General features: G+C 50.9%; 15 protein-coding genes. All 15 read left to right on the plus strand.

Annotated features, from left to right (window positions below; genetic code table 11):
- Positions 1 to 3 precede the first annotated feature (3 nt).
- The 15 genes from NZD86_RS09070 to NZD86_RS09140 all read left to right on the plus strand — a co-directional run bounded on the left by NZD86_RS09070 (position 4) and on the right by NZD86_RS09140 (position 16,197).
- Entirely contained in the window at positions 4 to 1,404 is a 1,401-nt protein-coding gene (locus NZD86_RS09070; protein ID WP_268046199.1) for a head maturation protease, ClpP-related, read from the plus strand.
- Entirely contained in the window at positions 1,401 to 2,756 is a 1,356-nt protein-coding gene (locus NZD86_RS09075; RefSeq protein ID WP_268046200.1) for a phage major capsid protein, read from the plus strand. Before NZD86_RS09070 ends, NZD86_RS09075 begins: the two co-directional genes overlap by 4 nt.
- Positions 2,757 to 2,817: 61 nt before the next feature.
- On the plus strand, positions 2,818 to 3,195 hold the full coding sequence (locus tag NZD86_RS09080; RefSeq protein WP_268046201.1) for a hypothetical protein: 378 nt from the start codon (positions 2,818 to 2,820) through the stop codon (positions 3,193 to 3,195).
- Between the two features lie 2 nt (positions 3,196 to 3,197).
- The gene (locus tag NZD86_RS09085) at positions 3,198 to 3,854 is read left to right on the plus strand and encodes a head-tail connector protein (RefSeq protein ID WP_268046202.1); all 657 of its coding nucleotides are present in this window, start codon (positions 3,198 to 3,200) and stop codon (positions 3,852 to 3,854) included.
- 14 nt (positions 3,855 to 3,868) lie between these two features.
- A complete protein-coding gene (locus NZD86_RS09090; RefSeq protein ID WP_268046203.1) occupies positions 3,869 to 4,201 on the plus strand; it encodes a phage head closure protein in 333 nt (110 codons plus the stop codon).
- Entirely contained in the window at positions 4,194 to 4,580 is a 387-nt protein-coding gene (locus NZD86_RS09095) for an HK97-gp10 family putative phage morphogenesis protein (protein ID WP_268046204.1), read from the plus strand. Before NZD86_RS09090 ends, NZD86_RS09095 begins: the two co-directional genes overlap by 8 nt.
- On the plus strand, positions 4,577 to 4,936 hold the full coding sequence (gp17, locus tag NZD86_RS09100) for a tail completion protein gp17 (RefSeq protein ID WP_268046205.1): 360 nt from the start codon (positions 4,577 to 4,579) through the stop codon (positions 4,934 to 4,936). The genes NZD86_RS09095 and gp17 overlap by 4 nt, the downstream gene beginning before the upstream one ends.
- Positions 4,937 to 4,953: 17 nt before the next feature.
- Positions 4,954 to 5,832 carry a major tail protein gene (locus NZD86_RS09105; protein ID WP_268046206.1) on the plus strand — a complete coding sequence of 293 codons (879 nt, stop codon included), beginning with the start codon at positions 4,954 to 4,956 and terminating at the stop codon, positions 5,830 to 5,832.
- Positions 5,833 to 5,891: 59 nt separating this feature from the next.
- Positions 5,892 to 6,212, plus strand: coding sequence for a hypothetical protein (locus NZD86_RS09110; protein ID WP_268046207.1), 321 nt, complete (start codon positions 5,892 to 5,894; stop codon positions 6,210 to 6,212).
- Positions 6,213 to 6,424: 212 nt separating this feature from the next.
- Positions 6,425 to 10,429, plus strand: a complete 4,005-nt coding sequence (locus NZD86_RS09115) for a phage tail tape measure protein (protein WP_268046209.1) — start codon at positions 6,425 to 6,427, stop codon at positions 10,427 to 10,429.
- A gap of 3 nt (positions 10,430 to 10,432) precedes the next feature.
- Positions 10,433 to 10,762, plus strand: a complete 330-nt coding sequence (locus NZD86_RS09120; protein WP_268046210.1) for a hypothetical protein — start codon at positions 10,433 to 10,435, stop codon at positions 10,760 to 10,762.
- Between the two features lie 12 nt (positions 10,763 to 10,774).
- On the plus strand, positions 10,775 to 13,828 hold the full coding sequence (locus NZD86_RS09125; RefSeq protein ID WP_268046211.1) for a sialidase family protein: 3,054 nt from the start codon (positions 10,775 to 10,777) through the stop codon (positions 13,826 to 13,828).
- Entirely contained in the window at positions 13,828 to 14,952 is a 1,125-nt protein-coding gene (locus NZD86_RS09130) for a hypothetical protein (protein WP_268046212.1), read from the plus strand. Before NZD86_RS09125 ends, NZD86_RS09130 begins: the two co-directional genes overlap by 1 nt.
- The gene (locus NZD86_RS09135; RefSeq protein ID WP_268046213.1) at positions 14,949 to 15,719 is read left to right on the plus strand and encodes a hypothetical protein; all 771 of its coding nucleotides are present in this window, start codon (positions 14,949 to 14,951) and stop codon (positions 15,717 to 15,719) included. The genes NZD86_RS09130 and NZD86_RS09135 overlap by 4 nt, the downstream gene beginning before the upstream one ends.
- A gap of 61 nt (positions 15,720 to 15,780) precedes the next feature.
- Complete coding sequence (locus NZD86_RS09140) at positions 15,781 to 16,197, plus strand: phage holin family protein (RefSeq protein ID WP_268046214.1); 417 nt, start codon at positions 15,781 to 15,783, stop codon at positions 16,195 to 16,197.
- Positions 16,198 to 16,200: the final 3 nt, after the last annotated feature.

Consider the following 16,200-nt stretch of genomic DNA (forward strand, 5'->3'; position numbering starts at 1 on the left):
CATTTGACAAAGCATCACAAGAAATTTTGGTCATTCCGCAACGACGCGGCCACGGGTTCAGGCGAACTGTACTTGTACGGAATCATTGAGAGCGAAACTTGGTGGGGCGATGAGATTACCCCAAATCAATTCCAAGCAGACTTAAACGCGCTTGGTAACGTCTCGCAGATTGATGTGTACATCAATAGCGATGGCGGGGACGTATTCGCTGGACAAGCAATTCTAAGCATGCTGAAACGCCATCCCGCTAATGTCACGGTACACATTGACGGATTGGCCGCCAGCATCGCCTCGGTGATTGCCATGGCCGGAGACCAAGTGTTGATGCCGCGCAACGCCATGATGATGGTTCATAACCCGTGGAGCTTTGCATTCGGCAATGCGGCCGACTTCCGAAAGCTGGCTGACGATCTGGATCAAATTCGCGAGAGTCTGATTGCGGCATATCAAGACAAGACAGGGATGGATCGAGATCAACTGGTTGCCCTTCTCGACGCGGAGACTTGGCTTACAGCAGATGAAGCTGTTCAGATGGGGTTTGCGGACGAAATTGAACAGAGCAAGCAAATATCTGCGTCCGTCCGGAATGGTCGGCTGTTGGTGAATGGGCAGGAGATGGACCTATCGCGTTATCGGAATGTCCCAAGGAAGGTTGCGGCGGCATCAGTACCGTCACTCGAGCAAATTGCAGAGGACCCAGACGGTGCAGATGACATGGCACCGCTGTTCACGGTCGGAAGTGATGTTCAGTTGACAATTTCGCCGCGAATTCCAGGGCAATCAACCGGTGACGTACGCGAAGTCGTTCTCACCTATGCCTATGGGATTCTGTTCGACGGCATGGAAAACGACGGCATCTATCATTGGTATCTCGAATCCGAGTTGGCGTCGTATGTTGAGACGCAACCTGAATCCAATGCCAGGCGCAATCACCAACGAATGATTGTCCGTGATGGCATGGTCCCGCCTGATGTATCCGAGACGCTTGCTCCGAAGGATACGGCATGGACAAAACCTACGCTTGGTGACTTCACGGACAAGCAGTGGTCCGATTTGTCTGATGACGAGAAGAACCACATCGCCGGACACTATGCTTGGGCGCGAGAAATGCCTCCTATGACGTTTGCAGACCTGAAACTACCCCACCACAGGCCATCTGACGGCGCGGTAGTGTGGGAGGGCGTCGCCAACGCAGCTGCACGCCTGCCACAGTCGAACATTCCAGAAGCGGACATACCAAAAGTGCAGGCTGAACTCGGCAAGCACTACAAACAGTTTGGTGAGACTCCGCCATGGGAACAAGAAGACAGCTCAAAAGACAGACTCGGAAGTCAGCGACCTAATGGGTCGCTTTCTTTATTTGAAAGACGAGTAAAAAACAACGAAAGAAGGTTGGTTAAGTGAACAAGCTACAGGAATTGCTCGAAAAACGTGCTGAAAAAGTGCAAAATCAGCGCCAATTGCTTGATTCTGCAAAGGCTGAAGACCGCAATCTCACTCCTGATGAGGTAACTGTATTTGACCGCTTGGACGCTGAAATTGAGGCGTTGGACGGGGAAATTGATGCTGAACGTGCTAAAAATGAGCGCGAAGAGAAGGTTTCTGCCCGTGAGAAGGAGCTGAATGCGTCGTTGACCAAGCCATTTCGACCGGCTTTAGACCATGTACAAGCACCAAAGTTGGATGACGGTGGATTTAAGTCTCTCGGTGAGTTCATCGACGCGGTTCGCTTCGGAGACAAGAAAGGTCGCTTGATGGATCGCACCGCAGACCGCAAAACTGGCGGTTATGAAGTTCCCGCTGCGTTCAAGTCTCAATTTATGCCGAGTTTCCGCAACGACTGGTCTATGGGCACTGGTTCCGAAGGTGGGTATGCGGTACCGGAGTTGTGGCAGACAGACGTCAGAATGCTGGATCCAGAAGCTAGCGTTGTACGGCCACGCGCATTCGTAATTCCCGCCGGTGACATCCCTGACACGACCGTCAATATGCCTGTGTTGAACCAGGGAACCAATGGCGTATATGGCGGTGTGACAGTTACGTGGACATCTGAGGGAACGGCAAAGCCAGATACATCGGCCAGCCTTCAAGAACTGCAGTTGACGCCACAAGAAGTATCGGCCACGACTGTTTTGACAAATAAGTTGATCCGTAACTGGCCAGCAGCGAACAGCTTCATTAGCAATTTGATGCGTCAGGCTACGGCATCCGCCGAAGACATCGCATTCTTGAGTGGGAATGGGACCGGCAAACCATCTGGCATCCTTGGTTCGGCAGGAGCACTGAACGTTAATCGTGCGACTGCAAATCAAATCACCTTCGCTGATGTATCGAAACTGCGTGCTGGACTCTATTCCGAAAGCCTTTCTACGGCGGTTTGGGTTGCCAACCAATCCATCATTCCGCAGTTGGTGTCCATCCAGGATGTCAATGGCCGCTACATCTTCCTGCGCGGCGATGTAACTCAACACATCCCGGATACGTTGTACGGCATTCCCATTATCTTCAGTGGCCGTACTCCTGCCCTTGGTACTAAAGGTGACTTGGTGTTGGCTGACTTCAGCAAATACCTCATCAAAGACGGTTCTGGTCCGTTCATCGACGCTTCTCCACATGTGCTCTTCCAACAGGATAAGACCATGATTCGTGTCATGTGGAACGTAGACGGAAAGCCATGGGTTACCGCTCCGCTGACCTTGGAAGATGGCGTGACAAAGGTATCTCCGTTCGTTGTTCTCGACGTTCCATCTGCTTGATTTTCAAGTTTGTCAGGGGGCGGCTAATGCCGCCTCTACTTTCTATCGAGGAGGTTAGGAAATGGCTAAGTATGTTGTGATTTCGGAGTTCGAAGATGCTGTTGAGGGCGTCCGTAGAAAGGTCGGCGATGTTATAGATGTCGATGATAATCGGGCAAAGGTGTTGTCTGATATCGGGGTCATTGTCGTTGGCGAACCGGATGATAGCGGGTTGATTCATCTTGGTGGCGGATTTTATCAGCTCCCGAATGGAGAAAAAGTACGTGGAAAACAAAAAGCTCTTGAGGCTCTAACGAAGCAGCAGGATCCACCGGTACAGGATCCAGCATCCCAAGATCCGCCTCAGGACCCACCGGTGCAGGATCCGCCAACCCAAGATCCACCTCAGAATCCCCCGGAACAGGATCCACCAGTACAGGACCCCAAAGCGGGTGAATAACCGTGATTTTGAACGTCGTTGAGGAACCCGCTCAAGAGCCGCTTACCGTCACAGACGCCAAACTCTATTTGCGTGTGGATGACGATACTGAAGACGACATGATAAGCGCGTTCATCACAGCGGCTCGGGAATGGTGCGAAGCCTATCAAAACCGCGCCTACATCACGCAGACGCTGGAGCTTGTCATTGACCATTTCCCACACCATATTAGCGAACCGTTTTTGTTCTATGATCTTCCCTTTCTGTTTTCCGGTGAGCGGGAGTTGTATCGACACCGACATCGTCATCACAACGAAATTCGGCTCCCGATGCCTCCAATCCAGTCTGTTACGTCAGTGGCCTATACGGATGAAACTGGTGCAAAAACGACTGTCGATCCATCGACGTATATTGTTGATGCGGATAGCGAGCCGGGTCGCATTGTTCCAGCAAGCGGTCAAAAGTGGCCGTTGGTTCGGTTACAGCCCATAAACGGTGTGAGGGTTCAGTATGTCGCTGGCTACGGGACCGCCGATAAGGTCCCGAAATCGGTACTACAGGCCATGAAAATGCTGATTGATCACTGGTACAACAATCGCTCAGCCGTCGGAAGTGTCGGTGGAGAAGTTGCGTTTGCGGTAAAGAGTCTGCTTGCCAAGCAGCGGATCGTGAACACATAGGAGGTTTTCCTAACATGACAACCACAGGAGACCTCAGGCGCCGTGTGACATTTCAAAAACAGGTAACCGTTACTGACGACGAAGGGTTCTCCACGCAAACATGGCAAGATGTCACAACGGTATGGGCAGCGTTTAAGGAAGTCACTCGCGGTAAAGAGTTTGAAGCGTCTGCAGCCCTGCAGGTCGAGAACTTGCTTGATATCACCATTCGGTACCGCACCGACATCACGCCGGATATGCGTATTGCGTATGGTTTACGAGTGCTACACATCATCGAGATGGCAGACAAGTCTGGTGAACATGAATACCTCTGGTTCCGTACGCGGGAGGTGATTGGCGGTGGCTGATCTACAACTGGATGGATTGGATTCGTTGGTCTCTCGTCTTCAGTCCATGGGTCGAGTCGGTAGTCGGATAGCCAACAACGCGCTTAAGAAGGCTGCCGAACCCCTTCAACAGGCCATGATGGACAACGTCAACTTGTCTAAGTACAACGATATCCACTTGCGCGATGATATCGAGATCAGTCGTGTAAAAACGGATTCCTCTGGTCAGAGGTACGTCGAAGTGGGCCCGGGTAAACAGACTGCATGGCGCGCTAAGTTTCTGGAGTTCGGAACGAGCAAGATGACCGCGCATCCTTTTATGGATCCTGCACTTAAGGATTCTAAGGATAAGATCATGAGCATCATGGCGTCTGAAATTCGTTCGGGGTTGAACACATGATCGACATCAAGCCAGAGGTACGAAATGCACTAATCGGAGACGCCGATCTCGTATCCATGCTCGGTGGTGAGCGTGTCTACTCCATCAAAGCTCCGAATGCAGATGAGTATCCACGCATCACGATGTTTGATATCTACAACATGGATCAGGACTTCGCAGATGACACTGTGCTATCAAACGAAATCCTAGTGCAGATCGATGTGTGGGACCAGGGAAACTACAACAGCATCGTGTCGAAGGTTGACGACATCGTTCATGGTCTTGGTTTGATCCGGTATTACGCTACGGATCTCTATGAAGAGGATACGTATGTATACCATAAGGTCCTACGCTATAGGACTACTAGATATCTTTAAAAATGGAGGGATAAATATTGGCTAAAGTCGGGTTGAGAAATTTCCACTATGCCGTCTTGACACAAGACGATTCCACGGGCGTGGATTATGGTGCTATCAAATCTGTTCCTGGCATAGTGACGTCAAAGATTCAGCCGAAGAGTAATGCGGCTACCCTGTACGCTGACGATGGACCATCAGAGACCGCTACAGTCCTTGGGGAAGTGGACGTTACTATTGAGTTATCGGAACTTCCAGTTGAGGACCAGGCGGCCATTCTCGGGCACACCATTGATGGGAATGGAGTCCTGGTCAAGAAGTCTAGCGACCAGGCACCATACATTGCTGTTGGGTTCATTTCTCGAAAGAGCAGCGGGAAGGACCTGTATGTATGGCTACTGAAGGGCAAGGCTCAGGTTCCGGAGGATGATTTGCAGACTCAAGAGGACAAGCCTAACTTCGCAACCACGTCTCTGACTCTTACGTTCGTCCGTCGGGAATACGACAACGCCTACGATGCGCGTGGCGATGAGGATAATTCTAGCTTCACCGGAAGTGCAACGTGGTTCGATTCTGTATACGGTGGCAGTAATGATACAACGGCTCCGACCGTTACTACAACACCAGCGGATGGTGCCAGTGCTGTAGCCGATAATTCCACATTCGTATGGACATTCTCTGAGGCAATTATGCCAGGTACAGTAACCGCAGCTAACTTCTTAGTCATGGTGGCAAGCGACGGATCTTTGGTAAATGGATCGCTAGCCCTGAGCGGAGACAAGAAGACGGTCACATTCACGCCTGCAGCAAACTTTACAGCGGCCACAGAATATATTGCCGTGGCAACAACCAATGTGAAGGATTTGGCCGGGAATGCCCTGGCCGAGGACAGTACGACGAATTTCACTACTGCGTAAGTTGAATGATGACGAGAGAGGGCTTATGGCCCTCTCTTTTTTATGAGGAGGAATAGTGGATGTCCGCATCTGATGTACGCGTGAAAAAAGTCGCGGTGGAACTCGATAAACCTCGCCATCTTTGTTATGACATGAACGCTTTCGCGGATCTTGAAGAGAAGTTTGGATCGGTTCAAAAAGCCTTTGACGCCTTGAAATCAGAGAAATTAAGCGCGGTTCGATACATCCTTTGGGCTGGACTCACTCATGAGGACGATAAACTTACGGAACGAGGCGTGGGTAAACTTTTCACCCTCGGTGACATCCCAGCACTCGTCAGGCCGATGATGGACGCAATTACATCGTCACTTCCAAAGGCTGATGAAGCAAAAAACGAGTAAACCAGTCCACACCTGAAGATGCGGTGTGGGACTGGGCATGGTTGCTGTATCTAGGCACGGTTCTCCTGAACATGGAGGAGCGTGCTTTTTGGCGTTGTACGCCACGGAAGATCGACGTTCTATATGACCAGCATTGTATGTGGCATCGGCTTAAGCCCAAAGAAGAAGAATTGGTGCCGATTGATCAGGTGTTGTGGTAGGGAGGTGAGATTTTGGCCGATGAAGAGGTTGGCAGTCTAAAAGTCACGCTAGGACTGGACAGTTTGGGTTTTCAGAATGGCATTAGTTCGGTAAACAGGCAGCTTAAGATCGTCGAGTCTGAATTCCAACTAGCGTCGGCGAAGTTAGGTGCATTTGGATCCTCGACTGACCAGTTGGGCGTGAAGGCTTCATCTCTCACCAAACAGATCGAACTTCAGCAGGCAAAAGTTGACCTGTTATCCGGTGCACTTGCTAAGAGCATAGATGAAAAGGGCGCGGATGCACGGCAAACAGACGTTTTAACGACAAAGTACAACAAAGCTCAGACGCAGTTGCAACTCCTGCAAAATGAGCTTGAGAGAACGAACGTCGAACTCGCGACAGCTGGAACAGGTCTTAAGGAAGCGGCAAATCAAGCTGATTCTTCTTCGAGTATTTTTGGGCGGTTAGGTTCGACTGTGAAATCCGCTCTGGTCTTTACAGGAGTATACGGTGGCATTTACGCCCTCGGTTCGGCCCTGAAAGGTGTCGTTGCTACAGGCATGGACTTTGACGCTGAAATGTCAAAGGTACAGGCCTTGTCTGGGGCTACCGCACAACAGTTCCAGCAGTTAAAGGACACCGCGATTCAGCTTGGCGCTGCGTCGGTGTTTTCTTCAAGCCAGGTCGCGGACGGTATGCAGAACCTTGCTGCAGCAGGTTTTTCAGCCAACCAGATTATCTCCGCGATGCCCGGTATCCTAAATGCGGCGGCGGCGTCTGGAGAGGACTTCGGTTCTGTTTCGCAGATCATGATATCGACCATGTCTGCTTTTGGCATGCAGGCGAGTGACATGGGTCACATCGCTGACGTGTTGGCTGCAGCTGCTAATGCGTCATCCATCAGCATCGGTGACATGGGTCAGACATTACAATATGCCGCGCCGCTTGCAAAAGCAGCAGGGGTAAGTCTTGAAGCATTATCCGCAGACATTGCAATCATGGGTAACGCTGGGATTAAAGGTTCGGACGCAGGTACGGCCTTGCGTGAAGCACTTACACGTCTTGCAGCACCTCCTGCGGCAGCAGCCAAGGAACTATCTGCATTGGGCATTGCGACAAAAGACGCTCAGGGAAAGATGGTACCATTCAACACCATCATCGCCGAGTTACACGACAAGTTCCAAAACCTTGGACAAGCCCAACAGCTACAAGCGGCATCAGCCATCTTTGGGCAGAACGCAATGTCCGGAATGATGACGGTCATCCAAGCGTCGCCTGCGAAGATCGACCAACTAACTAAGGCATTCCAAAACTCCAATGGCGAAGCTGCTAAAATGGCAAATGAGATGCAAGACAATCTCAAGGGTGCCCTGACTCAGATGCAGGGTGCTTTCGAGTCGGCGTCGATCAAAATCGAAGAGTCTTTATCTCCTGCGTTGACCAAAGTCGTTAACGGGGTTACTTCATTGGTGAGTACTATCTCTTCCAAGAACCCTGGACAAGCCTTTGCTAATCTATTCCCGCCATCGATAAGTCTTGGTATCCAAGAGGTAACATCAAGCATCAAGATGGGCATGGACGATATCAAAAGCGCGTTTGGTGACACGAACATTATGCAACAAGCGAAGCAGTTTTTCGCGTCATTAAACATTGGTCCTGCGATTGGACAGGGGTTGGATAGACTCGGAGCAGAAATTCAGATGATCATGGAGTTGTTTGCAGGGAACCAAGGATCATTCCACAGTATTGCAAATGCCCTGAACATCCCTCCACAGGTCCAGCAAACGCTTGTGAACGTTGCTGACACGATGAAGCAGATATATCAAACCGTTGGGCCTGCTTTTATAACGATATTTAAGCAAATTTCTGACTATATCCAGAAGAATGGTCCCGAAATAGCAGCGGCCATACAAAACGTTAATAAGGTCATCTCAGCGGTCTTTAATGCAGTATGGCCAATCATCAAGGTTCTTGTCATCAGTACCCTGGAAACCATCATGGATGCCATCAAAAACGCGGTTAAAGTGATAGAGGACGTCATTAGCGTATTCTCAGACCTGTTTACAGGAAACTGGAGCAAGCTCTGGCAGGATATTAAGAAGCTGACTATAGACGGACTTTCACTTGCGTGGGATTTGTTCCAGTTGTGGATCGGCGGAAAGATAGTAGGACTTTTCAAGGGTCTAGGTGGAACACTAGGCGGTCTCGTCAAGGATGCGATGGGCAAAGTTTCAAGCGGTGTGAAAGACGGGCTTGAAGCTGTCCTTAAATACCTATCCGGTCGTGTCAGTATGATCGGCTCCGAATTTAAGGCGGGCCTCAAAGACATTATGAACCTCCCGAAACAAATGCTCACCATCGGCAAAAGTATTGTGGACGGTCTATGGCAGGGCATCAGCGGCATGGGTGCGACACTTGAGAAAAATGTTTCGAGCTTTATTAGTGAACACATCCCGGACGCTGTTAAGAAGCTATTAGACATCCACTCACCATCCCGTGTCATGGCCGAAGTCGGTAAAAACGTTGGACAAGGCTTGCAAGTTGGTATTCAGCAAACAGCAGCCCAGGTAGAACAGGCAAGTCAAGACCTAGCGCAAAAAGTAATCGATGGTATAAACAGTAAGATGACCCCGTTGAATCAGACGATTGCCCAGCTACAGGCGCGCCTTCAGTTCCGTACCGACCAGGGCAATTCATCTGCAGTGTCATCTACCATCAAAGATGAGATTTCCGCGTATAATCAGCAACTTGGTCAGCTTCAGAACGCCATGAAGTCGGTCAATGCGGAAATCGCGAAGATGAACCCAAAGACTCAGGCCGATGGCATTGCAAAGCTACGTGACGAGTATTCACAGCTCGCCACAGAGTGGTGGAACGATCGGGATGCCATCACGCAATTAAACAACCAGATTACGCAAACCTCGCAGCAAGCGGCGCAGGCAGCAGCGAACGCCTTTAAGACGATGAGCGACAGTGAGATATCGTCAATCAATACAGCTCTACAAAACGAGTTATCCGCTCTGCAACAGGCCCATCAGCAGGCATTGTCTGACTTTGATGCCACGACCAGCGCCATGGACGCGCAATATCAAGCCCAACTCGCCGCACTCCAACAACAGTCAACGACTAACGACCGTGCGAACCAACAGTCTCAATGGGACTCGCAGATGGGTGATTTAAACCATCAGTTGACCGTTGCGAATCTGATGGGTGACACATCGACCATCAACCAGGTTAAAAAGCAAATCGATGACCTCAACCAGCAGATATCCCAACAGAAACAACAATGGGCCATCCAAGACAAAGAGCAGGCCATCCAGCAACAAGAACAGCAATATGACGCAGAGAGAGCATTACAGAGGCAGGCGTTAGATCAGGAATGGGCTCAACGTGAGGCTGACTTCCAAAGAAAAATGACACAGGAGCAGGCACATTTTACAGCCCTTCAGGCTGCATTACAAAATGCGATTGCAACCGGTCAAATGACTCAGCAACAAGCTCAAGCTGCATGGTTACAAGCGGTTAAGGACACTGGTGACCAACAACTCCGATTGCAGATACAAGCCGACCAGGCGAGCCAGGACGAGTTGAACAAGTGGACGCAGTCCTATCTGGATATCGGGAAGAAATATGGGACTAATCTGGGCCAGGGGGTTGTGTCTGGACTGAACAGTATGCTGGGAGCTGTTCAAGCGGCGGCGGCTCAACTTGCGAATGCCGCGTCCTCTGCTATGGGCGCGGGAAGGGTTGCGGTATCCGGGGCTGTTGCGACTATAAAGCCCCCTGCACTTGCTCGTGGGGGCATTTTCAACGGCCCGGCCCTAGTTGGTGAGGCGGGACCAGAGGCTGCAATCCCGTTGAACGATTCGACCATGCGCCGTCTTGCGTCGGCCATCACGGCTCAGATGCCTGCGGTCGCAGGTGGCGGGGGAAGCCATCCGATTAACATTTACCTAGACAGTCAACTTATCGCTACACATGTGTGGAATGCGGCGACGGGACAACTCCAAGAAGCACAACGGAAGGGGACTTAATACATGGCCGACACGTCTACAACTGCTAGTCCGAGACAGGCGGTTAAATGGCAGGCGATTCTCCAGGGTGGGCAAAAGCTAACCGGCGGGACAGGGTCCAACTTCGACGTAAACGTGTCGGCGGTTACTGTCCCTTTGGTGGAACTGTTTACGGTGTCCGGGACAACGTTCAGTGACACGATGTACGTGGCGAACGGTAAAGAGACCTGGTATGAAAACGGGAAAGAGTGGACTGCTACATTCCCGCTTGAGTACACGCTTCAAGACGGTTCAACTCTCACTATCACGCGTAACAGCGATTCCGCTGGCGACTTAACCTATACCCAACAGTAAGGAGTGAATCTGGTGGGTACCATCGCACAATATGTACCGAAAGATCCGCAGCCACTCAACCAGAGTGGCTTTTCTTATGTCTCCGACAATGGGGAAATTAACGCGACCTTCACAAAGGACGACAGCGGAAACAATGTTGTTCAGTTCTCCAATGTTTCAACAGGCGCCATGGTTTCCTGGTATCCACAAGAGATCAAGTACACGGATGACAACGGGCTCGACGATATCATCTATTCAGCGGATAACACGAGTGATCTGTTTGTAGTCCGGCAGTTCCACGCCCGTTATGACAGGCATTTCCCGGACGTCGAGGAATATTGGAGAGTTGAGGCGGGGCAACTCAAGCACTTTGTGACGCTAACCGGTGATCAACGTGACCCAGCTCCGTATCTCACGAATCCTAAACTTGCCGTAGGTGGAATAATCACGTTCGACCAGTCGTTCTCCATTAGAACAATGGGAATGACGATGGTTGGTGACTTCACAACGGGGGCAGGCATCGACATTGTGGACGGGAACGGCAACCCCATTTTCACCCTCCCTGCGATCGAGGCATGGGACCAGTCCGGGAACAAGACAATCGGATCATATGTCGTTACTGACATGGGCCCGGGACAGATATATGTTGCGATGGCCGTCGATAATGCTTGGATTTCGCAGGACTCGATTGTCTATCCGGTAGTGATCGATCCGACTACGATCGTCTCGGGCAATTTCGACATAAGCGCGGCCGGGGGTCGGAAGATTGTTCAACTCTCAAATGGGTGGATCGTCGTTGCTATTCGAGACGTAGGTTCCGCTATACTCCGAGTCTATGTATCTAAGGACAACGGGAACACATGGTCTTTACTCACTACGCCTAGCGTCAATCCAGTCAGTTGGGCGATAGCCTCGAACGGGAATAGTGTCTACTTGATCGCGTGTTCAGGACAGTATGGGATCCAGGTGTTCGCATTCGACGCGACGACGGTTCCGAGCTCGATTAGTACGGCAAAATATCCGAATCAAAACGAGTCGAGTCAGTCGTGGGCAGGGTGTTCGATCGCGGTAGATGGTAACGGTTATATATGGGTTGCATGGTCGGACATCAACCCGACATTTCCGCAATGCTACAACATCCGAGCGGCAAAAAGCACAGACGGCGGGAACACATGGCAATGGTGGGATGTGACGAATCTCGGGACAAGTGGGGACGACTCGAAATATCCCTCGCTTGCAATAGGTACAGACAACACTCCGGTCATAGCCTACTCCGCGATGCGAGGAAATCCGTTCGTTTATTGTGCGTATCTTAACGGATCTGCGTGGACGCATGACATAACTATTCAACAAACAGCGAACACCGCTCCGGCTCCGTGTTTGGTGTGCGATAAGAACAACATATTCCACTGTTTCTACTCAGCACAGCAAAACATCAATCAGTCACTATACGGAGTATGGCACACACAGTCTCAAGGTCCTAATGCGTGGCCGTCTACTCCGAATAACTGGGATCCTATTGTTACACACTCGTCGTCCTATGGTTCCGGATGGCTAGATCCGACGGCATCTTATGATCCATCGAAAAATCAGTTATATGTTTTCTATGAGTCACAGGACGGGAATTTCGGGGGCTCCGTGGGATCACAAGGGGCATGGACGGCATTGTCCGGGCTTCCAAGGACTTCAAACTCGAATGCGGATCCTAATGCTCTGTGGTCGCAGTTCAGTATGAACAGTGCAGACGCTATTCGGTACATTTACAACGATAGTACAAGCATTCAATACAGCTATGTTTCTCTGAACAGTCCTCCGAACGCTCCGACGCTCAATCCGGTATCGAATTTCGACGCGATGACAGCAAAGAATTTGACGTGGCAGTTCAGCGATCCGAACAGTAATGATAGCCAAAGCGCGTATCAACTCCAGGTTGTCGACGTGTCGAGTGGGTCGACGGTCGTGGATAGTGGGAAAGTGACAAGCTCGTCTCAATCTTACGCGCTTGCAGCAAACACTCTATCGAACGGTAAGCAGTATCAATGGCGCGTAACGACATGGGATTCGAGCGGAGCTCAAGGACCGTGGTCGAATTATTCGACGTTTAATACGGCAGCCGCTCCATCGGTGTCGTTCACAAGTCCGTTGGCGGGCTCATCGGACAACACGTCGAGCGTTGTCGCTAAATGGTCGTACAGCGATCCAGGGAACAACGCTCAAGCATCCTACGATCTGCAGTTACTCGACGCAAACAACAATGTCCTATGGGAAAGCGGAACAGTGAACGACTCGACTGGAAACATCCGAGAAATGACCGTTCAATATACGCTCGCGAACGACACGAATTATCAGCTCAAGATCGTCTCGACGAATACGAAGGGGATCACGAGTGCTCCTGCGACAACATCGTTCTCTACGTCTTTCACTCCTCCAGCTCCAGCCGCGATGACAGCGACTCCGGATAGTGCGAGTGGGAGAATAAGCTTTGCGATATTTAACCCTGCACCAACTGGGTCTCAGCCCGCCGTGTCCGGTAACGATATCTATAGACGAACTTCAGATTCAACCGACTGGACAAGGGTTGCTGAAGCGATCCCATCGAATAGTTCATGGACCGATTACAGCGTTGCGAGTGGTCAGTCCTACGATTACAAGGTAACCACATACGGAACGAACGGTACTCAAGTCGACTCACAGGTGATAACCACATCGATATCGTTATCCGGTATATGGCTTCATGATCCGGCTGACCCGACAACGCTCACCAGGTTCAAGTTGCGAGAGAACAACCGAACGTCCAAAACGGATTACGGGCAAACCCTTATGCACTTTGAAGGTCGGGAGCTACCCGTAGCCGACATGGACGATCAGGTCGACCAACAAATCCAGGTCACGATCGACTGTCTCAAGACAAACGGCGACTTAGACAGCCTGCGTGCACTGATTGCACGCAAGAGTGTGTTACTTTACCGCGATGGTAAGGGACGCAAGGTTTACGGCGTAGTGAGTGAGGTTCCCGAAACAGAACAGGATTGGGGAACTCAGGTGCAACTCACTGTCAACGCGGTTGACTACCAGGAGGCGGTTTAATGCTTCCTCTCGCACAAAACGGATACAGCGTTGATCAAGTAAAAGCCGCCTTGCATGCCGTCCACGGTAACAGGCGGCTTCACTTTCGTTTCGCACAATTGACTAAGGATGACCAGTTCATCAGAGACATCACCAACCTGGTTCAGGTCGGGCAGAGTAGCATCAGCATGAACAATACCGCCGACCAAATAAAGCGGTCGGCGCAGCTTAACGTCAAAGATGATGGAGGCATTAACTGGCCGCAAGATAGGATCCAAGTTTTCGCTCGTCTATATCTCCCGAATGGCTATGTGGAATGGCCCCAGGGGATCTTCCTTCTTTCGAGTCCAACGACTAAATATCAAGGGCTGAATCGCTACAGGGCAGTGCAAGCCTATGACGCCATGCAGCAGCTGACGGACTGGGGTTTCTCTGCACGCTACGTGGTCAACCAGGGCGCCAACTACGTGGATACCGTTAAGTCCATCCTCCAAGGCGCGGGGATCACCAAAATTAACATTGACCAAACTGGCAAGACACTGCCTACCTGGCTCGACTGGCCGCCTGACACGTCTCGTTTGGAGGTGGGCAATACGTTGCTAAAGCTCATCAACTATGAGGCGTTGCACGTTGACGAGAACGGATATTTCACCTCGCATCCCTATCAGACTCCACAGGTACGCGCCGAGGAATACGTGTACGCCACAGATGGACAAAGCGTTATTTTTGGCGGCTCTAACGGTGCGACGTCGACAGAAGATTATTTCAGCGTTCCGAACACGTGGATCGGAGTTGTCAGTGAGCCGAATGGGCTCTATCTGACGTACACGTACACCAATGACAACCCGAATAGTCCAACCAGCACCGTTAGTCGAGGGCGCGCCGTGACCAAATATATCAGTGTCAGCGCAACGGATTTGGACAGCCTACAGGGCATTGTCGAGCAACAGGCGTCGAAAGACACGATGGTTCACCAGGTGAGCTTTTCAACTGCCGTCATGCCAATCCACTCGTATGACGATGTGTATCACTTTACTCACAATCCGCTTTACATCGACGGCAAGTTCGAAGAGATCTCGTGGACGATGCCTCTGCAGGCCGGTGGGATGATGCAACATGTGGCGCAGGAGGTGATCGCCATATGAACTCGGCAAGTACGTTCCTGGACATCATTCGTAAAGAGATTGCTAGGCAACTTGGGGGCGGTGCGCTAAAGCGGGTACCCAAGGAAACAGCACTCGCGATGATTGACCCAAACTACACGTCTGGAGACCCGAAGCTAGTTTTTGATGATGATACTAGTAGAACACCAGTCGGACCTTACCCTTGTGCAGCTTGGTACACTCCCGCTCCGAACGACCGTGTGTTGCTGCTTAGGGCCGGGAATTCGGGCCGGTACGTGGTGCTTGGAAAAATAGGCACTGGGTCAGGTGGACCTGGCTTTTCTACCCATGGCTACTACCAGCCCATTATGTCGTTTCCGTTGTTCGGGTTCGCGGGAGACACTCCTTTTACTACATCATCAGCGACATGGGTCAGTTTTGGACGTACTCACTTATATGGTCCTTTATCGTATGGAATGCCAGGAGTCCAGCAAGGGGCACAAAGGTACTACCGATTCCTAGTCCAATACACGGATAGCTCGACAGGATCGACGGACGGCTATCCTCATATTCAACTCGCGGAGGCCGACTTCACTTCGAGTATATCCGGAGATCAGCAAATGGCGAACACATGGGGCGGCGTGGATGGACAAGAGTTCAGAACGTGGTTGTCTCCGTATTGGCAAAGCACAGACACGAATCATGGCGTTCTCCAGGCTAAATTATGTACATCATCCGGGACGAATCCCAACAACAAATCACTAGAAATCTATCGCGTAGAGTTGCAAGCGTTCGACTATTGGCCGTAAAGGAGTGATGCCGAAAGAGAACAGGACTTTGTTTATTAGTCAGTAATGGGGAGGCGAAAAGATGTGGAACTTCGCACGATTAGACTCGGCATTCTGCCTGGTGTGCGCGGTTATCGGTACTTGGATATCCCAGCTTTACGGTGGATGGAACGCTTCACTCTCAGTCCTGGTTTGGCTTGTGGCAGGTGATTATGCGACAGGGCTTATCGCAAGTGCGCTCGATGGCACGGGGCTGAGTTCGAAAGTGGGTTTTAGAGGCATCGCCAAAAAGGTAATGATCCTGTTCCTCGTTTTAGTGGCTCACGAACTGGACGTGGCTCTAGGTGTAAACGCGTTGATGAATCTTGTGATTTACTTCTATGTGACCAATGAATTAATTTCCCTGACTGAAAACCTAGGACGGATGGGAGTGCCGGTGCCAAGGCAGTTAGTGAACATTGTTTGCGTCCTCAAAGGAAAACCGAATAGAAAGGACTGAGCG

The organism is Alicyclobacillus dauci (genome assembly GCF_026651605.1).
Lineage (GTDB): Bacteria > Bacillota > Bacilli > Alicyclobacillales > Alicyclobacillaceae > Alicyclobacillus > Alicyclobacillus dauci.